Origin of the sequence: Solirhodobacter olei (assembly GCF_004010155.1) — a bacterium.
GTDB classification, from domain to species: Bacteria; Pseudomonadota; Alphaproteobacteria; order Rhodobacterales; family Rhodobacteraceae; genus Solirhodobacter; species Solirhodobacter olei.
This window is the reverse complement of sequence record NZ_RRYH01000019.1, coordinates 80,470-104,277: the sequence shown is the minus strand read 5'-3', so window position 1 is coordinate 104,277 and position 23,808 is coordinate 80,470. Positions and strand designations below refer to the sequence as shown.

At 63.0% G+C, this 23,808-nt stretch carries 22 protein-coding genes and 2 pseudogenes; 13 read left to right on the top strand and 11 right to left on the bottom strand.

Going from position 1 to position 23,808, the window contains the following annotated elements:
• Position 1 precedes the first annotated feature (1 nt).
• From EIP85_RS14790 to EIP85_RS14755, 8 genes are all read left to right on the top strand, one after another.
• Entirely contained in the window at positions 2-1,069 is a 1,068-nt protein-coding gene (locus EIP85_RS14790) for a fatty acid desaturase (protein WP_127902984.1), read from the top strand.
• Positions 1,070-1,088: 19 nt separating this feature from the next.
• On the top strand, positions 1,089-1,400 hold the full coding sequence (locus EIP85_RS14785) for a MocE family 2Fe-2S type ferredoxin (protein ID WP_127902983.1): 312 nt from the start codon (positions 1,089-1,091) through the stop codon (positions 1,398-1,400).
• A gap of 3 nt (positions 1,401-1,403) precedes the next feature.
• Positions 1,404-2,189, top strand: a complete 786-nt coding sequence (locus tag EIP85_RS14780) for a TIM barrel protein (protein WP_127902982.1) — start codon at positions 1,404-1,406, stop codon at positions 2,187-2,189.
• A gap of 13 nt (positions 2,190-2,202) precedes the next feature.
• Positions 2,203-3,027: a 3-methyl-2-oxobutanoate hydroxymethyltransferase gene (locus tag EIP85_RS14775; RefSeq protein WP_127902981.1), complete on the top strand. Its 825-nt coding sequence runs from the start codon at positions 2,203-2,205 to the stop codon at positions 3,025-3,027.
• 77 nt (positions 3,028-3,104) lie between these two features.
• Positions 3,105-3,602 carry an IS66-like element accessory protein TnpA gene (tnpA, locus tag EIP85_RS23480; RefSeq protein ID WP_127902980.1) on the top strand — a complete coding sequence of 166 codons (498 nt, stop codon included), beginning with the start codon at positions 3,105-3,107 and terminating at the stop codon, positions 3,600-3,602.
• Positions 3,563-4,291, top strand: coding sequence for a phosphatidylserine decarboxylase (locus EIP85_RS14765; protein WP_277749310.1), 729 nt, complete (start codon positions 3,563-3,565; stop codon positions 4,289-4,291). The genes tnpA and EIP85_RS14765 overlap by 40 nt, the downstream gene beginning before the upstream one ends.
• 3 nt (positions 4,292-4,294) lie before the next feature.
• Entirely contained in the window at positions 4,295-5,035 is a 741-nt protein-coding gene (locus EIP85_RS14760; RefSeq protein WP_127902978.1) for a CDP-alcohol phosphatidyltransferase family protein, read from the top strand.
• A gap of 16 nt (positions 5,036-5,051) precedes the next feature.
• Positions 5,052-5,669 carry a class I SAM-dependent methyltransferase gene (locus tag EIP85_RS14755; protein ID WP_127902977.1) on the top strand — a complete coding sequence of 206 codons (618 nt, stop codon included), beginning with the start codon at positions 5,052-5,054 and terminating at the stop codon, positions 5,667-5,669.
• Between the two features lie 188 nt (positions 5,670-5,857).
• Here the strand turns inward: EIP85_RS14755 and EIP85_RS14750 are convergent, their stop codons facing one another.
• From EIP85_RS14750 to EIP85_RS14725, 9 genes and pseudogenes are all read right to left on the bottom strand, one after another.
• Positions 5,858-6,247: a response regulator gene (locus EIP85_RS14750; RefSeq protein ID WP_127902976.1), complete on the bottom strand. Its 390-nt coding sequence runs from the start codon at positions 6,245-6,247 to the stop codon at positions 5,858-5,860.
• Positions 6,248-7,248: 1,001 nt separating this feature from the next.
• Positions 7,249-8,820, bottom strand: a complete 1,572-nt coding sequence (locus EIP85_RS14745) for an ABC transporter permease (protein ID WP_164871747.1) — start codon at positions 8,818-8,820, stop codon at positions 7,249-7,251.
• Positions 8,821-8,877: 57 nt separating this feature from the next.
• Entirely contained in the window at positions 8,878-9,864 is a 987-nt protein-coding gene (locus EIP85_RS14740) for an extracellular solute-binding protein (RefSeq protein ID WP_127902974.1), read from the bottom strand.
• A 26-nt stretch (positions 9,865-9,890) separates the two neighbouring features.
• Entirely contained in the window at positions 9,891-11,000 is a 1,110-nt protein-coding gene (locus EIP85_RS14735; RefSeq protein ID WP_164871746.1) for an ABC transporter ATP-binding protein, read from the bottom strand.
• Between the two features lie 278 nt (positions 11,001-11,278).
• Positions 11,279-11,380, bottom strand: a pseudogene (locus tag EIP85_RS23270) (integrase); the annotation flags it as partial.
• A 92-nt stretch (positions 11,381-11,472) separates the two neighbouring features.
• A pseudogene (locus EIP85_RS22825) lies at positions 11,473-11,688 on the bottom strand (IS110 family transposase); the annotation flags it as partial.
• A gap of 5 nt (positions 11,689-11,693) precedes the next feature.
• Entirely contained in the window at positions 11,694-12,515 is an 822-nt protein-coding gene (locus EIP85_RS14730) for a flavin monoamine oxidase family protein (protein ID WP_206615548.1), read from the bottom strand.
• A 58-nt stretch (positions 12,516-12,573) separates the two neighbouring features.
• Positions 12,574-12,939 carry an FAD-dependent oxidoreductase gene (locus tag EIP85_RS23475; RefSeq protein ID WP_206615547.1) on the bottom strand — a complete coding sequence of 122 codons (366 nt, stop codon included), beginning with the start codon at positions 12,937-12,939 and terminating at the stop codon, positions 12,574-12,576.
• A 116-nt stretch (positions 12,940-13,055) separates the two neighbouring features.
• Positions 13,056-13,631, bottom strand: coding sequence for a MarR family winged helix-turn-helix transcriptional regulator (locus tag EIP85_RS14725; RefSeq protein WP_241560052.1), 576 nt, complete (start codon positions 13,629-13,631; stop codon positions 13,056-13,058).
• 72 nt (positions 13,632-13,703) lie between these two features.
• Here EIP85_RS14725 and EIP85_RS14720 point away from each other — a divergent pair, with 72 nt between their 5' ends.
• From EIP85_RS14720 to EIP85_RS14710, 3 genes are all read left to right on the top strand, one after another.
• Positions 13,704-14,672: an ATP-binding cassette domain-containing protein gene (locus EIP85_RS14720; RefSeq protein ID WP_206615546.1), complete on the top strand. Its 969-nt coding sequence runs from the start codon at positions 13,704-13,706 to the stop codon at positions 14,670-14,672.
• A 10-nt stretch (positions 14,673-14,682) separates the two neighbouring features.
• Complete coding sequence (locus EIP85_RS14715; RefSeq protein WP_127902972.1) at positions 14,683-15,447, top strand: ABC transporter permease; 765 nt, start codon at positions 14,683-14,685, stop codon at positions 15,445-15,447.
• A 429-nt stretch (positions 15,448-15,876) separates the two neighbouring features.
• Complete coding sequence (locus EIP85_RS14710) at positions 15,877-16,977, top strand: Fic family protein (protein ID WP_127902971.1); 1,101 nt, start codon at positions 15,877-15,879, stop codon at positions 16,975-16,977.
• Positions 16,978-17,432: 455 nt separating this feature from the next.
• Here the strand turns inward: EIP85_RS14710 and EIP85_RS14705 are convergent, their stop codons facing one another.
• Positions 17,433-19,937 (bottom strand): cation:proton antiporter, encoded by a 2,505-nt coding sequence (locus tag EIP85_RS14705; protein ID WP_127902970.1) that lies wholly within the window; start codon positions 19,935-19,937, stop codon positions 17,433-17,435.
• A 182-nt stretch (positions 19,938-20,119) separates the two neighbouring features.
• Positions 20,120-21,028, bottom strand: coding sequence for a LysR family transcriptional regulator (locus EIP85_RS14700; RefSeq protein WP_127902969.1), 909 nt, complete (start codon positions 21,026-21,028; stop codon positions 20,120-20,122).
• 152 nt (positions 21,029-21,180) lie between these two features.
• Here EIP85_RS14700 and EIP85_RS14695 point away from each other — a divergent pair, with 152 nt between their 5' ends.
• Entirely contained in the window at positions 21,181-22,560 is a 1,380-nt protein-coding gene (locus EIP85_RS14695; protein WP_127902968.1) for an MmgE/PrpD family protein, read from the top strand.
• Between the two features lies 1 nt (position 22,561).
• Positions 22,562-23,803, top strand: a complete 1,242-nt coding sequence (locus tag EIP85_RS14690) for an FAD-dependent oxidoreductase (protein ID WP_127902967.1) — start codon at positions 22,562-22,564, stop codon at positions 23,801-23,803.
• Positions 23,804-23,808: the final 5 nt, after the last annotated feature.

The following is a 23,808-nucleotide window of genomic DNA, read 5'->3' as shown; positions in this document are numbered from 1 at the left end:
GATGCATATGCGGGACTATGATCTGCTGGAAGGGGATGGCCCACGCGCGATCGCGCACGGCCTCGTCACCGAGGGCTGGTACCGCACGCCGATCCCACGGGCGCAGATGAAGGCGTTGATGCAGCGGGCGGACCAGCCCGCGATCCGCGATACGCTCTTGCTGTTCGGGCTGATGATCGCCTTCGCGGCCGCGGCCGTCGCCCTCATGCCCAGCTGGTGGTCGGCGCCGTTCTGGCTCGCCTACGGGGTCCTCTACGGCTCGGCCATGGATTCGCGCTGGCACGAGTGTGGCCACGGGACGGCCTTCAAGACACGGTGGATGAACAAGTTCGTCTACCAGATTGCCTGCTTCTGCATGTTGCGCGACCCCTCCTGCTGGAAGTTCAGCCATGCCCGGCATCATTCCGACACGGTCATTGTCGGCCGCGATCCGGAGGTGGCGATCATGCGGCCGGTGGTGGCACTGAAAGTGGCATCGAACCTGGTGGGGGTGCCGGATGTGGTCGACGGGCTGAGGCGGCTCGTTGCCCATGCCTCGGGGCGCATCCTGCCCGACGAGGCCACCTATGTGGAGCCGGTCTTCCATGCCACCGTCATCCGCACGGCGCGCGTCTGGCTTGCCGTCTACGTTGCAGCGATCGCCCTCGCGGTGGCGACCAGGTCCTGGATACCGGTCCTGCTGATAGGCCTGCCGCGGCTCTATGGCTGCTGGCACATGGTGATCTGTGGTTGGCTCCAGCACGGCGGCCTTGCCGACAACGTTCTGGATCATCGGCTGAACAGCCGAACCGTCTACATGAACCCTGTCAGCAGGTTCATCTACTGGAACATGAACTACCACGTCGAGCATCACATGTTCCCGCTGGTCCCCTACTACCGCTTGCCCGCCCTTCACGAGCTCTGCAGGGCCGACTTCCCGGCTCCCAGCGGGTCGATGGGCGAGGCACTCGCCGAGATGTTGCCGGTGCTTTGGCGCCAGCGCACCAACCCGGATTTTCATCTGCGGCGCCCACTGCCGCCAACCGCAAACCCCTACCAGGACGGACCCGAACCGAGCCCGGCCGCCTGAGACACCGAGGAGAAAGATGATGGCCCAGTGGATCGATGCCTGTGCCACGGACGACATTGAGGCCGAGGATGTGATCCGGTTCGATCACGGCCCCCGGACGTTCATCATCGTGCGCGATCATGCGGACAGCTACTACTGCACTGACGGGCTTTGCACGCACGAGAACATCCATCTGTCCGAAGGGCTGGTCGTGGAGGCGACTATCGAATGCCCGAAGCATTCCTCGATCTTCGACTGCCGCACCGGCGAAGTGGAAACGCCGCCAGCATGCGAGAACCTTCACACCTACCGCACGAAGGTTGAGAACGGCCGCGTCCTGGTCGAGGTCTGAGCGATGCAGCCCTTTCAGCTTGCAGCCTGCGCCGAGATGATCTGGCTCGATCACCCGATTGACTGGCGCGCTTCTCGCCTCAAGGAGATGGGCTTCGGCGTGGGCCTGTGGAACTGGCCGGACCATGACCTGACGAAGCTGGAGAAGACTGGCGCCAGCTTCACCATCATGAACGGATATCTGCGCGGCCGGCTGACCGACGATGAGGGGGCGGCGGAGTTGCTGACGACCGCGCGGGAGACCGCGCAGGTCGGCAAGCGGCTGGGCGTCGCGCGATTGAACCTCCACGGCACGGGGCTTGGCGAGGGTGGGTTGCCAGTGACTCCGGCGGAGGTGGTCACGGGGGCGATGTGGCTGAAGGCACGCGACACGCTCTGCCGGGTCTGCGACATGGCCGAGGAAGAGGGCGTCACCTTCACGCTGGAGAACCTCAACCTGCCGGTCGATCACCCCGGCGTGCCCTTCGGCCGAGCCGAGGACACGCTGGCGCTAGTTTCCTCGGTGAACCATCCCCGACTGCGGCTTAACCTCGACCTCTACCACGCCCAGATCGGCGAAGGGAACCTGATCGAGCTCTGCCGGAAATGCCTGCCCTGGGTCGGCGAGATCCAGGTGGCCGACGTGCCCGGCCGGATGGAACCCGGGACCGGCGAGATCAACTACCCCGCCATCGCCACAGCGCTGAACGCCATGGGCTATCGCGGGCCAGTCGGGATGGAGGCCTGGGCCTCGTCCCCTGAGGACACCGAACGTGCGCTCGAGGCGTTCCGCCGCGCCTTCACACTCTGAGACGGAGAGAACGATGGGCATGTACCACAACCGCCCCCACGTCGCCGACATCCGCGCCATGAAGGCGCGCGGCGAGAAGATCGCGATGCTTTACGTCACCACCCATGACGAGGCCGCCGCCGCCGCCGCTGCGGGTATCCACATGCTATCGATCGAGGGGCGCTTCTTTGACGCCGAGATGCGCGAGGCGGCCGGCGACTGCTTCGTGCAGGTCGGCCTGCCTTATGGCGGCTGGGGCAGCTTCGCCGGTCGCCCGCTCGCCACGGCAGAGGACTACCTGCGTGCCGCCTATCACTATGCCGCCCTCGGCGGCGACGCCTACTACTGCTCGGCCTCCTACGACATCCAGAAGACGCTCTGTGACAACCACATCCCGGTGGTCGGCCACATCGGGCTGATCCCCTCCTACATCACATGGACCGGCTGGCGCGCCGTCGGCAAGACTGCAGACGAGGCGCTGGCACTCTGGCGGCACACGAAGAAGCTGGAGGAGATCGGCGTCTTCGCGGCCGAACTGGAGGTCGTGCCTGACCGGGTCGCGAAGGTCCTGACCGAGAACTCCTCGCTCGTGATGCTGGGCATGGGAGCGGGACGTCATGCCGATGCCCAGTACCTCTTCACCGAGGATGTCTGCGGCTACGGCAAGAACCACAAGCCGCGCCACGGCAAGGTCTACCGCAGCCTCGGGCCGGAGCTGGAGCGCATCCAGGCCGACCGGATAGCCGCATTCCGCGAGTTCCGGGCCGAAGTGACATCCGGCGCCTATCCCGAGCCGTCGCATGTCGTGTCCGTGGCGGATGCGGAGCTGGCGGCGTTCCTGAAGGCGACAGAAGGCTGAGGTACAGCCCTCAGAGTGCTCTATCCCTGAGTAAGCGCGAATTTCTCCGCACCTTTTGCCGTTAAGCGCTTTGCTCCATGAGGTGTCCACTTAGCGTAGGTGGACACCAAGTGATTGAGAGCGATGAACAGAGGCTGGTTGTAACGCGTGTTTTGCGCGACGGCCGCCGGCGATACGAGCCGGGGTCGAAAGCGCGTCTTGTTGCGGCCTGTCTTGAACCCGGTGTGTCGGTATCGCGGCTTGCGCTGGACAATGGGATCAATGCGAACCTGCTGACGAAATGGATCAAGGAAGCCAAGGCGGCCGATCCGGAACGACGGGCTGCACCATCAGCGTTTGTTCCGGTTGTGGCCGAGGATCGCAGCCTGTCGACGGACCTGGCTGCTATGCGTAGTGAAATGTGTTTGGCGCGGTCGGAAGGGGCCGGCCCTTTGTTCTCTCCGGTCCCGTCTCAGCCGGGATGGAAAGCTCGCACTGATCTTGGTACGGGACAAACGGCCCGAAGCATGAACCGGCATTGGCCGAGCCAATCACCATTAGGACCACGGAGCAAGTTGCGGATGAATTCCAGATGACCATGCTCGAAACCTTTCTCAAGCCGATGCACCGTGAAGGGATCAAGTTCGTCGCGATCTTTGGCGCCGTGACCCTAGTCCTTTTCCTCCTTTGGCCGCCGCTCGGTTGGTTGGGCGTCGGCCTCACCATCTGGTGCTACTACTTCTTCCGCGACCCGAAGCGCGCGACGCCAATTCGGGAGGGCCTGATCCTGAGCCCTGCGGATGGCGTCGTGTCCTTGATCGAGCCTGCGGTGCCTCCCGCGGAGCTTGGCATGGGGCCTGACGCCATGACCCGGGTCAGTGTCTTTATGAGCGTCTTCAATTGTCATGTGAACCGGTCCCCCGTCGCGGGCCGGATCGTATCTATCGCATATCATCCTGGGACGTTTGTGAACGCCTCGCTCGACAAAGCGAGCGAAAACAATGAGCGCAATGGCCTCTGCCTCGAGCTTGCCGACGGCCGCAAAATCGCCGTGGTGCAGATCGCCGGGCTCGTTGCGCGGCGGATCGTATGTTGGGCGGAAAAGGGCCAACCTCTAAGGGCCGGGGAGCGTTTCGGGCTTATCCGCTTTGGTTCACGCCTCGACGTCTATCTCCCGGAGGGCGTCGAACCGCTGGTGTCACTGGGCCAAACCATGATTGCAGGCGAAACGGTTCTCGCCGACCTCCATGCGGATGAGCCACGTCGTTTCGGGGAGGTGAGCTAGACCATGGGCCGACAGCCTGGAAAGCGAAGGGTTGAACTCCCGATCATCGCGCTCCTCCCCAATCTTGCAACAATCGGGGCCATTTGCGCCGGCCTCACCGCAATCCGCTTTGCTTTCCAGCAGGAGTTCGTTGTCGCTGTGCAGCTTGTGATCGCTGCAGGCGTTCTCGACGGCCTCGATGGACGCCTCGCGCGGATGCTGAAGAGCGAAAGCCCGCTTGGCGCCGAACTCGACTCTCTCGCTGACTTCCTCAACTTCGGCGTGGCGCCCGGCCTGACCCTCTACATCTGGGCCTTTCCCGGGATGCGCAACGCCGGTTGGATCGCGGTCGTCATCTATGGCCTGTGCTGCATGATGCGGCTCGCGCGCTTCAACGTCGATACCAAGTCTGCCGAAGACGGCCCTCCGAAACGCTTCTTCAAAGGTGTCCCGGCTCCCGCAGGCGCGCTTCTCGCCATGTTGCCGATGTTTGTGTCGTTCATTTGGTCAAAGACCCCCATCCTGCCTGCCCCGGCGATCGCCCTCTATCTCATCGGCGTTGGCCTTCTAATGATCAGCCGGATCCCAACCTGGTCTCTGAAATCGCTCACAATCTATCGGGAAAACGCACGGCCCTTTCTCATAGGTTGCGTGGCCGCAATCGCGGCCTTGCTCAGCTTTCCGTGGCTCGCCTTGACCGCGCTGGATCTTGCCTATTTCGCGGGGATTTTCTGGTCTTGGCGGGTTGCCAAATCGTTGACGTAGCGTCAACTTCCGCGCCATGGAGATCCAGGCGATTCAGAAGTCTTACGCCCGCTGGGCTCCGGTCTATGACCGGACCTTCGGGGCCGTGACCGAAGGCGGCCGCCGCCAGGCGGTGGAGTTCGTCAATGCACGTGGCGGCACGGTCCTGGAGGTCGGTGTGGGAACCGGCCTCGCCCTGCCGCGCTATGCGCCGGACGTCGAGGTGACGGGCGTCGATTATTCGGACGAGATGCTTGAGAAGGCACGCAACAAGGTCCGGGATCTTGGTCTGTCTCAGGTCAAGTCGCTCTTGCGGATGGATGCCCGCGAGCTGGACTTCCCCGACGCGAGTTTCGACACCGTCGTGGCCATGCATATCATGTCCGTCGTTCCCGAGCCGAAACGCGTGCTTTCCGAGATGGCCCGAGTCTGCAAGCCGGGTGGAGTCGTTCTGATTACGAACCACTTCGCCCGAGAGACCGGACTGCTCGCGACGATCGAGCGCCTCGCAGCGCCACTTTCCAACCTGATCGGCTGGCACTCTGACTTTCCGATTGCGACAGTGTTGGGCGAGCCATCGTTGACACTGGTCGAGCGAAAGGCACTTCCACCGCTTGGCATGATGACCTTTCTGGCGTTCCGCAAAGCAAGCTGATTGTGGCAGCCGCTATGGGCGCAGCCAGAAGGTGAGCCGTGTTCGTAAGCCTCGGCGATTGAGCAGACGCAGCAAAGTTTGAATCCTCGAGCCAATCGACCTGCGGGAACGAGCCATGGTCTGTTCGGTTATCTTCCGAGGTAGCTTGATGCCGCGGAGCGAGATGCAAATCTTAAGGAAACCCATGCTCAGCCGTCAGGACGCGTGCCGCGCCAGACCTCAATCACGCGTTCCGCCAGCGTCATTGGATCGAATGGCTTGGTCATCACCGCGTCGGCCCCGACCTCGCGAAGGATATCCAAGTCTCCCACTTGCGCCTTAGCCGTCAGAAAGATCATCGGTGTTGTCGAAAACTGGGACATCGCGCGCAGTGCATGAAAGGTCTCAACGCCTGTCATCCCCGGCATCATCACATCGATCACGAACACGTCGGGTTGCCAATCCGGGGCCATGGCGATCGCTTCTTCGCCGGAGGCGCACTGAACGACAGAAAGGCCACCTACGGTCTCCAGCGCAATCAGGGCGATTTCCCGAATGTCGGGTTCATCGTCGATGTGCATTACCCTCGGAAGGTCCATGTCCCATCCTCATCATGATGACGGTCTTAATCGGTACCTTACCCGCAGCCTGGGCGGAATCCTTCTAACCTATGCCGACACTCGGTAAGACTGAGGCATTGCCTGGGCCGACAACCATACCGGCCACGACCTCGCGACCGCGCCTATAGTATAACATGTTTCAATCAGTTGCGCAGGCTGGCTGGGTGGATACCCGGTCGGACTTGGGCAACTGTAATCTAACCGTGCGGGAGATGTAGTTAGGCCCAGTGCGCGGCGAGCAAATGGCCAATACCCCGTAGGCCCGTTGCAACGCACATCCGTGCTTGTTCCGCATTGACACTCAGGCCGCCGGCGTTGGGGCGCACTCCGCCGCGTCTTGCCGATGCCCTGGCGGCTTGGCCCATTCTTTCAGCAAAAAAAGGGCCTCGCTGTACAGCTTTGGGCTTGCGTTCCTTGCTGGTCTTACGGCCTTCCTAATTTTTTCTCCGACGGCAGTCGCAAATATTCTGGGAAAGGTCTTGGACAGTCCGCTTGTTTGATGGTTAGCGCATGCCTCTGCGGATCCAGATATGCACTAAGACTGAAACCGGGCCACCCGATGGGGCAAGGCCCGGTCGCAATCACGGCATTCATCTGATAAGTTTGGCAGTGAGAAACGGTGGGGCATGAAATGAGGTCGTCTGTTATCGCTCGACAGAAGAGAGGCCAGCGCGAGAGCTGGTGGTATCTTCATCAATCGGACGATGGATCTCTATGGGTGAGCTACGACACTGATGATGCCGACCGAAAGGGTTGGACGAAGTCGTTGCGCGATGTGTTGGTATCCGGGCCACCAAGCGCCAGATCACGCGCAGAATCCTGGATCGGGAACACGTTGGAGGAAAAAAGCACCCAAAGGGCGTAAAGGCCGCTTCCATGCCGTCGTTGTTGTCGCCTGGGTCCTCGCGGTTGCCAGCGCCATCATCTGTGGGATCGAACAAACCAAACGGGAGGACAAGGACCGAGGCAGCCGCGCGGCCCTACCGCCTGCCGATCGCCAATCGCGCCAATCCAAGCATGATTGCACTGCTGAAGACGCCGACGACGGCCATGGCCATACCATCACCCACGTCCCCCTGCAAAAATTGGTTCATCACATAGGTGGAGACGACTTCTGTTCCCGGCGGCTGCAGCATCACCGAGGTCACCAATTCCCGCATGGAGAGTGCGAATACCACTGATGCCGCTCCAGCCAAGGCGGGTGCAGCGAGGGGCAATGTGACTGTCACCAGCCTGCGCAGCGGGCCCGCGCCATGTACCGCTCCAGCGGCATTCAAGTTGCCTCCGCTCGCCGCAAGGCCGATCTGGGCATAGCGCAGCGCATAGGGGAACGTCACGGTCATATAGGAAACCACCAGGATGAGCGGTGTTCCATAAAGCGTGACCGGGTTCCAACGGGCGTTCCAAAACAGGACGAGTCCCACGGCAACGACGACTCCAGGCAGTGCGGTTGGCAATGTCGCCATGAGGTCGAGTCCGCGCGACCGACTGCCCGGACGGCGCAGCGCTGCGGCGACGATCAAGCCGGCAGCTACTGTGACCGCTGCCGTAACCAGACTAAGCCAGAGGCTGTTGGTGAAAGCCTGCAACCCGTCAGAGCCCTGAGTGAAGAGCGTTATGTAATGGGACCAGGTCAAATTCGCTTCGGCCAAGCCGTTGGTAACTGCCCTCATCAGCGACGTCGCAACAATGACGCCGATCGGGACGACATCGGCCAATATGACAAACGCAAACACCGGCAGAAAGGCAGACCAACCAGACTGACGCGCTTGCCTGTGCGGCGCATCACCGTCGAACGTTGCAAGCCAGCGGTAAGTGAGCCAGGCGAGGACGGCAAGCAGGCATAGCATCAGTCCAAGCGAGGCGGCCTTAGGCAGGTCGATTGGCCAGACGCTCACAGCCCCCTCGACCGACGTTGCCAGCACATTGATGCCGGCATAGCTGCCGATCACTGCCGGTACGCCGTATTCCTCGCTGCCGGCGAGGAAGGTCAGAAGAGCGGCGGCGCCGATCGCGGGGGCCAGTGACGGAAGTTCAATCAGAATAAGCGTTCGTAAACGGCCGGCGCCATGAACGCGGGCGGCCAGGGCCGGGGTGAATGCGCGTTGCAGCAGAGCGGCTCTCAGCATGAGATAGGTCAGCGGTGCGAGGTGGAGGGCCATGACCCAGGCCATTCCCGGCAGAGAATAAAGCGCCCGCCCGAGCGGGGCACAGGCAGCTCCCACAAATTGCGAGCAATAGCCCCCGGGCTGCAGCGCGAGGCTCCAGGATATGCCAGTGAGGTAGGGGGGCAGCAGGAATGGCGCGAGCAACAACGCTTCCCACAGCCATTGTGCCGGAAGCGGGCGTTCCACCACGAGCGAGGCCAAGCCTCCGCCGAGACCTACAGAGAAAACCATCGTCAGGAAGGCAAGGGTCAACGTACCTTGAAGAGCGCTCCAGAAGTCAGGGGTCCGCAGGGCGCCCCCAAGCCCACTGGCGCCCACACCCGCATGCGCCGGCCAAAGCGCCATCACGACGATTTGCAACAGAGGTGCGGCGACAAGGATCAATAGGATGATCCAAGCACCCAGGCCCAGCAGCCTGGGCAACCCGGTTCGGTGCATCGGTTACTGACCGAGCACGTCTTTACGGAACTTTGCCAGCACCTTCGCGCGCTCTCCCGCAAGCTTCGTCCAATCCGCGTGGATGAACTTAACGCTCGACAGATCAGGCCAGATCTTGGCCGGTTCGACGCTGGCCGCCGCCGGGATCAGGAGCGCCTTGGAGACCAGTTTCTGCCCAGCCGGGGACATGCTGTAGCGCACGAACGCCTTGGCCGCATCCATGTTGTGCGCTGACTTCAGAATGAAGATCGGGCGCGGGATCAGCACCGTCCCGGTCTTGGGAAAGACGAGGTCAAGCGCGTTCCCTTTCGCCTTAGCCTTAAGCGAGGTGTGGCCGACCGCGGAAAGCATGGCAGACCGCGCGCCGAGTTCGACCGGGCGCAGCGCAGCCGCGTTCGGACCGGGCCAGATCGTGCCTTCGGCCTTTAGCGCGTTGAAATAGTCCCAAGCCCTCTGGCCATACTCGGCCTGGAAGGCCAGCACGAAGTCTGAGGCCGTACCAGAGAGTAATGGATTGGGCATTGTCACCCGATCGTCCCAAGCCTTGCCGTTCAGCGCAAACCAGTCCGTAAGACTGCTTGGATCCGAGACCTTCTTGGTGTTGACCAAGATGGAGACGGTGTCGCCCCCGATCGGTAGGAACGGCCCGGCCGCGTCAAGTGACGGGCGAAGGGTCTTCACGATGTCTTCGGGACGGAACGTCTCGACGGGTTGCTGATCGGCAAGGGCGAGTCCCGCCGTCCAATTTGCGAGTATGACGACGTCGGCCTTAGGGTTGCCCTTCTCGGCAGAGAGGCGGGCAACCACCTTGCCGGTGCTCGCGGTATAGAGTTCAACCTTTGTGCCGGTGCTATGCTCGAAGCCCTTCGCCAGGGCTTTGGCCAGAGAGCCGGGGCCGGAGCTGTAAAGCACGAGCGTCTGGGCAGCATGGGCGGGCAGGGAAAATGCCACCAACATAGCCGTGGCTACGGGCAGGAAACGTTTCAGCATTCCGAAATCCTTTCTGATGGATCTGTCTACGGGATGGCCCAGGCGGACTCTCTGACAAGGCGAAGGGACAGCTGGTCCGACGGCGGCTGATTAAGGAAAACCGGCAGCAGGCCCGCCTGTTCGACCGCAACCTCGACAAGCCAGCGGTCGCCATGAAAGCGGGCTGAGGTCACGGCGGCGTTCAGCCCGTCGCATGACGGTGCCAACGCATCAGGCCGGAGCAGAAGGGAGCATGCGCCGGGTCTGACGTCAGGATGGGCCGGGACCCGAACGACCTGATCCATCCAGCGGATGTTTGCCTCTCGTCCATCGCTTTCCACGCAGTCGACGCCCACGATCCCGCACGGACCGGTGAGACGCGCCACGTTGCGGGTGGCCGGCTGCCGGTAGAGCGTCTCCGGTCGGTCCCACTGCACCAGACGTCCCATTTCAAGCACCCCGATCCGGGTGCCGAGCTGGAACGCTTCTTCGGGATCATGCGTAACGTGGAGGGCGGAAAACCGAAGTTCCCGAAACAGCTGGTGGAGATAGCCGCGCAATTCGTTGCGCATCGCCGTGTCGACCGCCGACAGGGGTTCATCGAGCAGCAGCAGCTTGGGATTTCCCGCGAGGGCACGGGCCAGCCCGACGCGCTGTCTCTGCCCGCCCGAAAGGGCGCCGGGCTTGCGCGCTTCGAGTCCGGCAAGCCCCATGCGCTCGATGAGCATGGCCAGGTCCTTTTGGTCGACTGTCTGGCGTCGTGCCCGGAGCGGAAACTCCAGATGGGCCTGCAGACTAAGATGCGGCCAGAGCGCCTGATCCTGAAACACCATGCCCAAGTGACGCGCCTCAGGCGGAAGCGAGCGACCGGCCCGCCCATCCGCGACGGTCAAGCCCCCGATTTCTATACAACCCCGCTGAAGCCGCTCTATCCCGGCAATCAGTTTCAGGAGCGTGGTCTTTCCGGAACCGGAATCGCCAAGAAGGCAGCAGTATTCTCCCTCAGGGAGGTGGAGCGTGAGATCCCTGAGGACGGGAGTTTGCTCATAGCTATGACCAAGCCCTCGAATGCGCAGCGCGGCCGATTTCGCCCCCGCGTCGTCGCGCAAGGTCGCAAGCGTCTCCGCTTCGGCTAATGAAGGGTCCAAGTCAGACAACATGGCGATCCGGATAGACGAGCGTCATGACGAATTTGTAACGGGGACCCTACAATTCGTTGTTGGGGTCGGAGGTGCGCCAACATTAGAATGTTCGGGGATCTGACACCGCGCTGAAGATCTGCGGCTGTGTGAGGGGCAAGCGCCAGGCGCGAATGTCCGATCTGTTGTGCCGCAGTGCAGCGTGTCGACAGGCGTGCAAACGGCAGTACTGGACCGCCCATGTCGAGCGGCCCGATCGATCAGATGTCTACCGCCTCGGCAAGTGCCAAGGCATCCTAAAGTTCCACGCCAAGGTAGCGCACCGTGCTGTCCATCTTGGTATATCCCAGAAGAAGCTGGATGGCTCTCAGATTACCGGTCTTGCGGTAGATTTGGGCTGGCGATCTTGGTCCGTCGGAGCCAGCTGGGTTTCGACGTAAAGCTCGAATAGCTCCCGGTTCATTGCCCTGTTGATGACCCATGATGCTTCAAGCCGGTCGCGCAGTTGGAAGATCATGCCGAGCCCTTGCTGTCCCGGCGTCTTCACCTCGACAAAACCCATGGTCGGTCGACTGGCCGCCTCTGTGATGGCCTCGGCGTCCGCCATATCGTTCTCCTGGTTCTTCAAATACGGCTTGACGAACTCCGGTGCGATCAGGCGCACCTCGTGCCCTGTCGCCGCCAACGTCCGCACCCAATGATGAGCCGCCGCTAGGCCTCCATGGCTGACGCTGCAAGCACTTCCGCTCCGGCGCGGAGGCCGGAAAGCAGGGCGCCGTGGGCGGTCGAAAAGTCATCTCGATGCGTGGCCTCTCCGGCGAAGAACACCCGGTCGTCGAAGGGTTGGGCGAGTGCACGGCGCGCTTCGGCCTTGCCCGGCAGGGCGTGGCTATACCCGCCTCCGATTTCTGCCGTTGTGGTCCAATTCGATGCGATCAAAGGCTTCAGATGGCGCTGAACGTCAGAGCCATAGATCGCTCTGAGCTGGTCCATGGCTCGGGCGAAGGCTGCCTCAGCGCCCTCCGTGGACGCCCGTCGCGCACCAGCACCGCCAAGAAAGCACTCTACCACAGGCTTACCCTGCGGACGGATATAGAAAGCGCCGGACGCTGGATCGCGCAAGTCGCCTGGGTAGTATGTCTCCACTTCGAATGGGCCTTCACCCAGAATCTCGAAATAGAGCTTCTCATCGTTGCCAAGGGGAAGGTCGGCGGCGGCCTCGCGCCACGGAGAAAGCTCTACGGGCCATGAGATGCTGTCTCCTGAAAGGACGTTCGTCGAGACGGTGACGATGATGGCACGGGCCCGAAGGGCGCCCTTGGTCGTATGAACCACCACGCCCGGGGTTTCGAGCCTGACGGCTTGGACAGGCGTGCCGAGGTGCACTTGCGCCCCGGGCGGCAGGCTTCCGGTTACCAGGGCTCCATAGCCGGCGGGAAGACGCCAGTTTGTATCGCTCGCCGCCGCATCGTAGGCGGCGTAGTCCTGAACCGAGATGCGCTCGAGTTCGTCGCCGCTGATATAACCGCTCATTGCCTGTAGGTAGGGGGTCCAGCGGGCGTCAGCAGGGTCCAAGAGATCGGCCGCGCAATCACTGGCCGGCCCGGGGCCGTGAATGCGGGCAGTCCAGCGCTCGAAGGCTTGGAGTGCTGCAACACGCTCGACGGCATGAACGTCTGAACTCCCGGGCTGCTTGTTCCAGGCGGGGGGGGGTACGGTCGATTTCGATGCCGGCCGCCTCAGCGATTGAAACCCAGGGATTGCGCTCTGCAGAGTGCAGATAGCCGCACCCCAGGTCGAGCGCCACGCCCGCCGCTTGCCGGGTCCACGCCCGGCCGCCTAGCCGTGGCAGCGCTTCCAACACGATGACAGACATACCAGAGCCTGCGAGCCCTCGCATCGCCCCGATGCCGGCGGCGCCGGTACCGATGATGACAACGTCAGCTTCCCAGGCCATGGCAAATTTCCTCTTCAGGGCTACCCGTATAATGTTGGTGGATACTGACGGTGCAAGACGGCATGTCCGTTGATGGCGCAATCGGGCGAGAGCGCATCCTGTCTTGCTGTCCGCATTCAGCGCGGCCCAAACGAAGCCTCGAGCCTTCTCACCATCGCCTTCTGTTCGCGGTGGAACGCGCGGGCGCGTTCGCGCCGGTCCTCGGGCGAAGAGGCGCCGGATGGCACGTGCTTCGAAAGCAGCGCAGCCATTTCCCTACTCATCCTGTTGCCCACTTCGAGGAAGCGGATAACGATGAGAAGCTGCTCCGGCGTCATTCGACCCATCAGCGCCTGGCCGAGCCGCCCTACCTCATCGAAAACCAATGTACCAAGCTCTTGCGCGGTCTCGGTCGCCTCGACGACGACCTTACGCCGGTCGCCAGGATCGCGCCGGCGGCGGACGTAGCCGGCTTTTTCCAGCCGGTCGACGACGGCGGTTACCGTTCCGGTGGTCAGCCCACTCTCTGCTGCCAATTGCCCGGCGGTCGGGTGGCCGTGCAGGTCGATGATGTCCAGACACCTCCCGTCGGTCCGATTGATCCCGAGGAGCGCCGTGAACGCCTCGTCCATGATGTCGCTGGCGTTCTGGTATTCCCGGATTGCGCGGGTGAGCCGGAAGGTCAGGTCGGCTTGGTTTTCAGGAGGCTGCACTTGACTTTACCTCGATTATCAAATATCTCGCATTTCAAGATAAATATGAACCCAGCCGAGTCAGAGGTCAAGATGGCGGTCGCCCCTGAGACGATGATCGAGGCGCACGGGTTGAAGCGCGTCTACCGAACGCGCGGCAAGGCGATCGAGGCGGTCAAAGGGATCGACCTTACGGTGAAGGCGGGCGAGATCGTCGGCTTCCTCGGGCCGAATGGCGCCGGCAAGACGACAACGCTGAAGATGCTCTGCACCCTTCTCGAGCCGACCGGCGGCACAGCGAAAGTGGCCGGACTTGACCTGCGCGCCGATCCTGTCGGCGTCCGGCGGCGCATCGGCTACGTCAGCCAGAGCGGATCGACTTCGGAGTTGGCGCGGGTCGGCAACGAAATCACGTGGCATGCTGAGCTTTACGGGATTGCACCGAAGGCGGCGCGGGAGCGGGCGGAGGAGCTCTTGTCCGCGCTCGACCTTGAGGATGTCTGGGACCGCAAATGCGCCGCGCTCTCGGGCGGGCAGCGGCGGCGGCTCGACATCGTGATGGGGCTGATCCATCGACCGCAGCTGGTCTTCCTTGACGAGCCCTCGACCGGGCTCGACCCGCAATCGCGGGCCAATCTGTGGACCCACATCCGCAAGCTCAGAGACGATTTCGGCACGACCGTCTTCCTGACCACGCATTACATGGACGAGGCGGATTCTCTCTCCGACCGGATCCTGATCATCGACCACGGAACGATCGTCAGAGAGGGCACGCCCAAGGAACTCAAGAAGCGCGTTTCGGGCGATGCGATCACTCTGACCCTTCGTGACACCGGCGATGCGGAAGCGGCGGCCGCGATCACCGGGGCGCTGGTCGGAGCCTCGGAGCCGAACGTCGAGGGCAATGTCGTGCGCATCCAAGTACAGGACGGGGCGGCGGCTCTGGCGAAGCTTCTCAAGGACATGAACTCGATCGGGGTCGAGGCGATCGGGGTCGAGGTGGCACAGCCGACGCTCGATGATGTCTTCCTGGCCCTCACCGGTCGGACCCTCAGGGATTAGGAACGCGATCATGCGCAGATATATCCACGACAGCCTGGTTGTCTTCCGCCGCTCGATGGTCATCTCACTGCAGAACCCGGTCTGGGTGCTGGTTTCGTTGATGCAGCCGATCCTCTACCTGGCCCTCTTCGGGCCTCTTCTGCAGGCGGTGGCAAAGACACCGGGCTTTCCGCCCGGGGACGCGTGGCAGGTGTTTGTTCCGGGACTTCTGGTGCAACTGGGGATCTTCGGTGCTGCCTTCGTAGGCTTCGGCATCATCGCCGAATGGCGGAGCGGGGTCATCGACCGGATGATGGTGACCCCGGCAAGCCGTACCGCGCTGATCACGGGTCGCGTGCTGCGCGATGTGGTGATCATTTGCCTTCAGGGGATCATCCTCATCGCTGCTGCTTTCCTCTTCGGGCTCCGGATCCCACTCGCGGCGATCTTCGGCGCGTTGATCGTGGTGGCGCTGCTCGGAGCGGCCTTCGCCTATCTCTCCTATGCCGCCGGTCTTGCCCTGAAGAGCGAGGACGCGCTCGCGCCGCTCCTGAATTCCATTGCCCTGCCGATCCTTCTCCTCTCCGGCATCCTGCTGCCGATGACGCTGGCGCCGCGTTGGTTGCGGATCCTGTCTGACCTCGATCCGTTCAAGTATATCGTCGACGCAGAACGGGCGATCTTCCGCAGTGAGTACTGGAGCCAGACGACCGAAATCGGCGTTGCGATCGCCATCGTCATCGTTCTGCTCTCGGCCTGGCTGGGCAACCTGGTGTTCCGACAGCAGACGAAATAGAGCCCGCTGCGGCTTCGTTAGCCGCCCGCCCACCATTCCAGTCATTCAAATGGTGGGCGCGTCGTGCCGTGAGTCGGTCGCTGGACGGAAACGCTCCTTGCATTGCTCGAACGCGAAGCTGAGTGACAGGCGTTGTCATATGTGGACGTATATGGACCCCAACCCTGTCCTCCGCGTCGACACCATGAACTTCGAACCCGCACTTCGCCAAGTCCAACCCAATTCGAACGATCTGCATAGGGTTCCTCCTTCTCAGCGGTTGCGTTCGAAGGCTCTCCCCCGGGGACGGCGGGGGCCAAACCATTGGCCCCGGTTTTGCAGGGGCTTTTTGATGCAAGGGCAGATGTGAGTGATCTTGATGCATTGAGCGCGCCTCCATAACTCACATTGAGCTTGTATTGTGAGTTATAGAATGGGATTCTATAGCTCATGCAGTGCAACTGGACTCAGCCCGACTGGCCGAGCTTTCGCTATGACGTCGGCGCGGTCGAACCTCTCGAACAGCGGTTTCTGCTGTCATCCGGAGAGATCCTCGGTGCCGTCTGCCATGTGACCAGCGCCGAGCGCGACCGCTTGCGCATCGAACTGCTAAGCGAAGAGGCGATGCGGACGAGCGCCATCGAAGGCGAGGTGCTGGACAGGTCCAGTGTGCAATCCTCCCTACGCCGTCAGTTCGGTCTGAGCGCTGACAGCGCACCATCGAGGCCCCGGGAGCAGGGCGTCGCGGAGATGATGGTGGACGTCTACTTGAACTACGCCACACCCCTGACACACGACACTCTATGTCGTTGGCATGGGATGCTCCTGTCCCACGACCGCGGCCTTGAAACCATCGGATCCTACCGGCGGCATGCCGACGCGATGCAGATCGTGTCCGGTCGCATCGACCAACCGACCGTGCATTTCGAAGCCCCGCCCTCGGCGCGGGTCCAGGGCGAGATGGACGTGTTCGTCGACTGGTTCAACCGCACGGCGCCAGAAGGGTCCGCGCCACTGCCCGCACTCACGCGCGCGGCGCTTGGGCATCTCTGGTTCGAGAGCATCCATCCCTTCGAGGACGGCAATGGGCGCCTCGGCCGCGCCTTGGCCGAAAAGATCCTCGCCCAGAACATCGGCCAGCCGAGTCTGATCGCTGTGGCCTACACGATCGAACGTGATCGGAAATGCTACTACGACCAGCTCGAAACTCACCAGAAGACGCTGGACGTCACCGGCTGGCTCCTCTGGTTCGCCGAGACCATCCTCCAGGCCCAGCAGGTCACACTGACCCGGGTCGCATTCTTCATCTCCAAGGCGAAATTCTACGCCCAGTTCAGCAACCAGCTGAACGACCGGCAGGCCAAGGTGATCGAGCGCATGTTCCGCGAGGGACCGGACGGATTCAAAGGGGGCCTCAGCGCCGAGAACTACATCGCCATGACCGGCACGTCGCGCGCGACCACGACCAGGGATCTGCAGTGCCTCGTCGAAATGGGCGCGCTCAGCCGAACCGGGGAGCGGAGGCATACGCGGTATTGGCTGGTAATCTGACTTACTGTGAACTTTGATAGAAAAAAGATCGAAGGCCGTCGGGCCTATCTCTCATTCACCCAATCTAAGGCCTGAAGCGCGTTGTCACGTTGACTCCGGCCAGTCGATTTTTCGACCTTTGCCGAGCGTATCAGGCGATGCCGGCGGTCACCTTCCGACTGTCGAATGCTTCCATCCGATGTTAGCGGATGGTCGGGGCAGCACGTCGGCGTGCTGGAACGGAGCAGCAGTTACACGGCGCGGCAAATTGATGCGCGGTCGTTGCTCGTTGCCCTGCTCTTCGGCGCCTACGATTGCTCCGCCACCCCGTCAGAGGGCGCAAGGCTTGCTGAGATCATGCCAAGCGCCCGCCATCTGAGGATGGAGAACCTCGGACATTTCCCAATGTGCGAGGAGCCGCCTGGCCATCTGAGCCCCTCGTCTGCCGACCAAACTTCGCGACAGATCCTCGATTTCTATCCAATTTCAGGCAATAGTGTCTCTGTCGGGATACCGCGCTTGTGCGCGCTCTCGCGCACCGCTTCCCTAAGCGCAGTGCTCTGGCGCAGAAGCCTGCGAAACCGCGTGTCATCCAAAACGAGAAAGGTCGACGGCGCGATGGCGCGCACCATGGTGCGGCGAGGCCCGTTCGACAGGATTGACATCTGCCCAAACATCTCGCCTCGCCCGAGGCGCCAGGTTTGTCCTGCCGTTTCGAGCTCAACGGCACCTGACGCGATGAAGAATACGCTCCTTGCGGTTGCGTCTCTGCGGAGGATCACCTCCCCCTCATTCGCATAGCGGCTCACCAAGGCCCGCGTCAGCAGCCGATGCGCCGTCTCATCAATCTCAGCGAAGAGTGGGAACTGGCGCACGAGTTCCGCCTTCTGCAGCGCAAGATCAAGAGCCGGCCGGTGCTCCGTCTGAGTCCGTTCCGCGGCGATCCGTGACATCAGGACGGTAAAGAGTTCGTCGCCAATAAGCCCATCCTCCTTGAGTGAGCCATACTCGTGCTCCTCGAGTCGCAGCGCGGTGCGCCGGACAAAGCGTCTCTCCACCTCTTCGGCATAACCGGGATACTGCAAACGAAGTCCGTCCAATGCGGTTTCGACCGCCTCGCGTCGGCGCGATAGCAGTTCATGGAGGAGCTCAGCCACTCGCCGGCCGTGGATGCGCAGGATGCGTCTGTCGATGAACCGGCCAAGATCGCGCAGGATAAGCCGCTGGGCAAGCAGCCGTTCGAACCGATCGACGGTCAGACGAGCGAGTGGGCTGGACCAGTGCAGGCGGTTATGGATGAAGAGGACAAGGCGGAAGCCGCGCCCATAGGAAATGCTCCGTCGAGCGGCACGCTGGTAGCCGATACGCCCCTCGGCGCGGACCGCCTCAATCAATCGCTCGGCATCCGAGAGCAGGTGTTCCGAAAGGCGCCCGGAAATGATCCGCTCCCGGACATGGTCGAGGATCCCATCGCGCTCGGCGGAGGTCAACGCGATGAGACCGAGAGCGATGCGATCGCGGTCGAGAATCTCGGCATCAGCCTCCGCGGCTTCTACAGCGCGGTCGAGCCGCTCGGCGAAGCGCTTGGCCTCCGATCGGGCAATCTCGCGCGTGAGTTCATAGTCCTCGGTTGTTTTGGCAACATCTTCGCGCACGGTCTGCAGCGCCACGGCGACGACCTGGTTTGAGAGCGCCTGGTCGATCGGGGACAGACGATCTAGCCCGAGCGCGCCGATGAGCCATCTCAGACTCGAGCCCTGCACGATCAAGGTGAAGAGCGTGTAGCCCGTGGCCAGAATTGCAACCACGCGTTTGACCTCAGCTGGTACGAAGAAGTTTTCTGTCACCGCGAGAGCCAGGGTGAGTGTAACAGCTCCACGCAGGCCGCCCCAAAGGATGGCACTGCGGTAGTTCCGATCGATCGGCGGAGACAGGCGCAGCGCAGTGAGAAGCGGAAGAAGGCCGAAGAGCATGAGTGCGCGGGCGGCAGTCGCAGCTATAATGACAATTCCGACCAGCAGGAAATCGTCAGCCCGAACCTCTTCCAGCAGACGCGGGACGAGAAGGGCGGCCAAGATGAAGATGAGGGCCCCGGACCAATGGGCGAGAAGATTCCACATCTCGCGCAATTTGGCCATGGCTTCGGGGGGAAGGCGGCCCGGCGCATGCAGGTTAAGCATTAGTCCTGTAGAGACAACGGCGATAACCCCCGAAGCACCGATGGCCTCCTCCGCGCCGATATAGGCTAGGTATGGAAGGGCCACAGTGATCGAGAGCTGTGCCAAGGGATAGTGTGTGGCTAACCTCATGACCGCAAGTCCGGCCCGAGCGACAATCCAGCCAGCGACAACGCCCCCAATGATCAGAACCGGAAAGTTCCGGAGAGCGGTGCCGAGCTGCGGCTCAGAGGAACTGAACATAACAGATCCCAGGAAGAGGCCAAAAAGAGCGATCGCAGCGGCATCGTTCAAGAGGCTTTCGCCTTCGATGATCCGCGTGAGGCGTTGGGGCGCGGAGATAGACCGGAAGATACCGACCACCGCGGATGGATCGGTTGTAGAGACAATCGCCCCAGTAAGAAGGCAGACGACCAGCGGCAACGAACTTGCCCAATGGAGCGCATAGCCGACTGAGACCGTCGCTGCGACGACAGCCAGGACAGCCATCACCAGGATCGGCACCCAATCATCGAACATACGCCGAATGTTCATATCCAGGGTCGGCTGGAAGATCAGGGTCGGCAGAAGGACATACAAGAAGACGTTCGACCTAATGGGGAAGCTGAGGATCGCCTCGGCAACTGGGTTCAGCGCATCTGTGAGGCTGGTACGCAGGAAGAAGATGGCGGCCCCACCAATCAATATGCCCAGCAGGGCAAGTATCACGGTGTAGGGAAGCCGCAGTCGCGCAGCCAACGGTTCGGCGGCACCGATGATCACGAAGAGTGACGCGATGATCGCGGTGACAATTACGATGTCCATCAGCCCCCGATCGCTGTGTGTTCAGTTCCCGCATCAGTGGAATCCGATTAACGATGAGTCAGTCCGGCCTTTGAGTCTAGAATAGGGAGATATTTTCCTGGGCCGTTAGAGGTTGAACGGCAGCAGCCGCATTGTCCTGACTGTTCAAAGGGCACGATCAGCCGCCCAGGCGAAGAGCCCTTTCACACGGCGCTTGGGGGGGTGGCAAAGGCGCTGCGCGCGCATTCCAAGATCCAGTGCCTGACGTTGCGCACCACGCTTCCCTTGGACAGCTGGCTGCCGAACAGATAATAGGTCCAAGGGCTCGGTGGGCGGATGCCCGGGAACGGCTCGGCCAGTAGGCCGCGCTCGAGATAAGTCAGGGCCAGGGACCGCTGGGTCGCGATCAGGCCGCAGCCGGTGGCGGCCAGTTCCAGCGCGATATTGGAGGCGTTGGTCGACAGCGCCTTGTCGTGCCCTCCGCTGTCGATGCCGAGCGCGGCGGCCATGCTGTGCCAGTACTCCTGCCGGCCTAGCACGAAGATCCAGTCGTGGCGCAGCACGTCGACTGTCTCGCGGATCGCTTGCGGCCCCTCAAGTAGGCGCGGCGCGCAAAGGAGCGTCAGCTGATCGTCCCAGAGTCGTATTCCGCCGTGCAGCCGGTCGTCCTCACGACGGATCGAAAGCGTGATATCGGCCGCCTGCTCGCCCAAGTCCTCCCAGATCGTTCCGTGCAGGACTACCTCGATCTCGGGATGCGCCCGACGGTATTCGGCAAGGCAGCCAGCGAGCCAGTTCTCGGCCAGGCTCATCGGACAGGAGACCACCACTGTACGGTTGCGGGCGGAGGCGACGATGGCCTCGGTCGCGTGGTCGATCTGGTCGAGCGCGGGGCGCAGCGTGGGAAGGAAAGCCTCACCCATCTCGGTAAGCTTGAGGCTGCGGGGGTTGCGATGGAAGAGCTGGCGACCGATGTAATGCTCGAGCGCTCGGACGTGGCTGGAGATCGCGGCCTGAGTATAGCCGAGTTCCTCCGCCGCAGCGGTGAAGCTTAGATGCCGGGCGGCGGCCTCGAACGAGCGGATATGGTTGAGCGGGGCTGGCGGCTTCATGGGCTGATCCTAGCTCTGTCGTGATGGGCCATCAATCGTTTCACTCATCTCCATGGCCCCAAAATATTTGGGCACGCTCCCTGATTGAATTTCGTGCGTTAGGCATGGTCTCGAATTAATTTTGGGGCGCGATCTGCAGGGAGCGGCGCAAAATGGCGGACACCGGCGGCACGAGCGCGGCAGAAACAGCGCTTGAACGGCTCACGTGCTTCACGCTCGGCCGGCCCGCTGAGGCTTTCCCCGAGCCTGTGATGGCGGCGGCGGCGCTCGCCTTCCTCGACACGCTCGGCATCGTCATCGCGGCGGGGCCGATGGAGGCCGGTATCATCGCACGCGAGACGGCCTGCCTCCTATACGGCGCGGGGCCAGGGGCAATCCCGGCGCGGATGCTCTTCGACGGGCGGCGTGTGAGCCTCGCCGGCGCGGCTTTCGCCGCGGCAACGCAGACCGACAACCTCGACGGCCACGATGGCTACAACCCGACGAAGGGGCATATCGGCGTGGTCGCCATGCCGGCGCTTGCCGCGCTGGCCGAGGGGATGCCGGAGCTGAGCGGGCCGGCGGCGCTTGCCGCGCTCATCACCTGCTACGAGGTCGCCGGGCGCGCGGCGATTGCGTTGCATGCGACGGTGAGCGATTACCACACCTCGGGCGCCTGGAACGCGCTCGGCGTTGCGGCGATGGCGGCGCGGCTGCGTGGGATGACGGCGCGCGAGCTGCGCGAGGCGCTGGGGATCGCGGAATACCACGGCCCCCGCAGCCAGATGATGCGCGAGATAGCGACGCCGACCATGCTGCACGACGGCTCCGGCTGGGGTGTGCTGGTCGGCCTTACGGCCGCGGTTATGGCCGAGCGCGGCTTTACCGGCGCGCCTGCGATCACGGTGGAGGCGCCGGAGGTGGCGGAGTACTGGGCCGACCTTGGGGCCTTCTGGCAGATGCAGCACCAGTACGTGAAGCCCTACCCGATCTGCCGCTGGGCTCATGCGGCCATCGACGCGACGCGGGCGCTGGTGCTGGCGGAAGATCTGCACCCCGAGGGTATCGCGGCGGTAGAGGTGGCGACCTTTCACAACGCCGCGCAACTCTTCCCCGGGATGCCGGACACTACGTCGAAAGCGCAGTACAGCCTGCCCTTCGCGGTGGCCGCCATGGCCGTGTACCGGCGGATCGGGGTGGAGCAGATTTCGGGCGTGGGGCTGAGCGATCCCGACGTGGCGGCCTTCTTGCCCAAGATCTCCGTGCGCGAGGAGCCCCGGCACGAGGCGCGCTTCCCCACCGGACGCTGGGCCGATGTGACGATCACCCTCACCGACGGGCGCGTGCTCCGCTCCGGCGACACCCATGCCCGTGGCGGGCCGGAGGCTCCGACGACGCGCGACGAGGTGATCGCGAAGTTCATGGATTTCGCCGCGCCGGTCGTGGGCCAAGTGCGGGCCGGGGCGATCCGCGACGCGGCGCTGGCCCTCATGGCTCCGGAAAGCCGGTTCGCGGATCTCGCCCACCATCTCTACGCTCCGGCCGGGGCCTGACGTGCCGCTGAGGCTTCTGAAATACGGGCTTAGCCGGCGCTACCCGGTCCGCGGCGATCTGCCGCCGACGCCGGATCTGCGCCCCGCCTATGACGTTGTGATCGTCGGCGGCGGCGGCCACGGGCTCGCCTGCGCCTATTACCTGTCGCGCTATCACGGCATCCGCTCGGTCGCGGTGCTGGAAAAGGGTTGGCTGGCGGGTGGCAACACCGCGCGCAACACAACCACGATCCGGTCGAACTACATCACCCCGGAGGGGATAGCCTTCTACCGCGAGGGCGTGCAGCTCTTCGAGGAGATGAGCCGCGAGCTCGACTTCAATGTGATGTTCTCGCAGCGCGGTCAGCTCACGCTCGCACACAGCGAAGCGACGCTTCGGAGCTTCCATTTGCGTGCGGAGATGGGCCGGCATCTCGGCACCCGGATCGAGGTGGTGGACACCAAGGGGGTGGAGGCGCTCGCGCCACTTCTGCACATGGACTACGGTGGCGCGCTGGAAATCGTCGGCGGGCTCTGGCACGCTGATGGCGGCACCGCACGCCACGATGCCGTGGCCTGGGGCTATGCCTCTCAGGCGGCGCGGCGGGGTGTGGAGCTCCACCAGCGGACGGAGGTGCTGGCCTTCGAACGGGTGGGCGAGCGGATCGGCGCCGTGCTCACCAACCGTGGGCGGATCGGATGCGGGAACGTGCTGATCGCCTGCGGCGGGATGAACTATCCGGTGGCGCTGAAAGCGGGGGTGGAACTCCCGATCCGCAACTTCCCGCTCCAGGCGATGGTGACCCAGCCGCTGAAGCCCTTCCTGCACAATCTCGTCTCGTCGGTGAGCCTGCACACCTATCTCGTGCAGACCGACCGGGGCGAGGTGGTGATCGGCGGTGGCTCGGATCCCTACCAGCTCTATTCCACCCGCTCGACGCTCGACATGAAGGAGCATCTGGCGGCCGGGGCGGTGCATCTCTTCCCCTTCCTGAAATCCGTCCAACTCACCCGGCAATGGGCTGGCATCACCGACATGACGCCCGACTACAGCCCGATTATGGGGGCGAGCCCGGTTGAGAATCTTTGGCTCGACTGCGGCTGGGGCACCTGGGGGTTCAAGGCCACGCCCGTCGCCGGCAAGCGGATGGCCGAGACCATCGCCACCGGCCGGGTGCCGGCGATCCTGAAGCCCTTCGCCCTCGCCCGCTTCGGCAGTTTCCGGCTGCTGAACGAGATGGGCGCGACGGCGGCGAGCCATTGAGGCCC

Coding starts and splice junctions, on each gene's coding strand:
- EIP85_RS14740 (WP_127902974.1), bottom strand. CDS start 9,864: ATGCTGAAACGTTTCCTGCCCGTAGCCACGGCTATGTTGGTGGCATTT.
- EIP85_RS23475 (WP_206615547.1), bottom strand. CDS start 12,939: ATGGCCTGGGAAGCTGACGTTGTCATCATCGGTACCGGCGCCGCCGGC.
- EIP85_RS14780 (WP_127902982.1), top strand. CDS start 1,404: ATGCAGCCCTTTCAGCTTGCAGCCTGCGCCGAGATGATCTGGCTCGAT.
- EIP85_RS14775 (WP_127902981.1), top strand. CDS start 2,203: ATGGGCATGTACCACAACCGCCCCCACGTCGCCGACATCCGCGCCATG.
- EIP85_RS14710 (WP_127902971.1), top strand. CDS start 15,877: ATGCAGTGCAACTGGACTCAGCCCGACTGGCCGAGCTTTCGCTATGAC.
- EIP85_RS14755 (WP_127902977.1), top strand. CDS start 5,052: ATGGAGATCCAGGCGATTCAGAAGTCTTACGCCCGCTGGGCTCCGGTC.
- EIP85_RS14760 (WP_127902978.1), top strand. CDS start 4,295: ATGGGCCGACAGCCTGGAAAGCGAAGGGTTGAACTCCCGATCATCGCG.
- EIP85_RS14785 (WP_127902983.1), top strand. CDS start 1,089: ATGGCCCAGTGGATCGATGCCTGTGCCACGGACGACATTGAGGCCGAG.
- EIP85_RS14700 (WP_127902969.1), bottom strand. CDS start 21,028: ATGAAGCCGCCAGCCCCGCTCAACCATATCCGCTCGTTCGAGGCCGCC.
- EIP85_RS14730 (WP_206615548.1), bottom strand. CDS start 12,515: ATGAGCGGTTATATCAGCGGCGACGAACTCGAGCGCATCTCGGTTCAG.
- EIP85_RS14705 (WP_127902970.1), bottom strand. CDS start 19,937: ATGGACATCGTAATTGTCACCGCGATCATCGCGTCACTCTTCGTGATC.
- EIP85_RS14695 (WP_127902968.1), top strand. CDS start 21,181: ATGGCGGACACCGGCGGCACGAGCGCGGCAGAAACAGCGCTTGAACGG.
- EIP85_RS14720 (WP_206615546.1), top strand. CDS start 13,704: ATGGCGGTCGCCCCTGAGACGATGATCGAGGCGCACGGGTTGAAGCGC.
- EIP85_RS14715 (WP_127902972.1), top strand. CDS start 14,683: ATGCGCAGATATATCCACGACAGCCTGGTTGTCTTCCGCCGCTCGATG.
- tnpA (WP_127902980.1), top strand. CDS start 3,105: ATGAGGTGTCCACTTAGCGTAGGTGGACACCAAGTGATTGAGAGCGAT.
- EIP85_RS14790 (WP_127902984.1), top strand. CDS start 2: ATGCATATGCGGGACTATGATCTGCTGGAAGGGGATGGCCCACGCGCG.
- EIP85_RS14750 (WP_127902976.1), bottom strand. CDS start 6,247: ATGGACCTTCCGAGGGTAATGCACATCGACGATGAACCCGACATTCGG.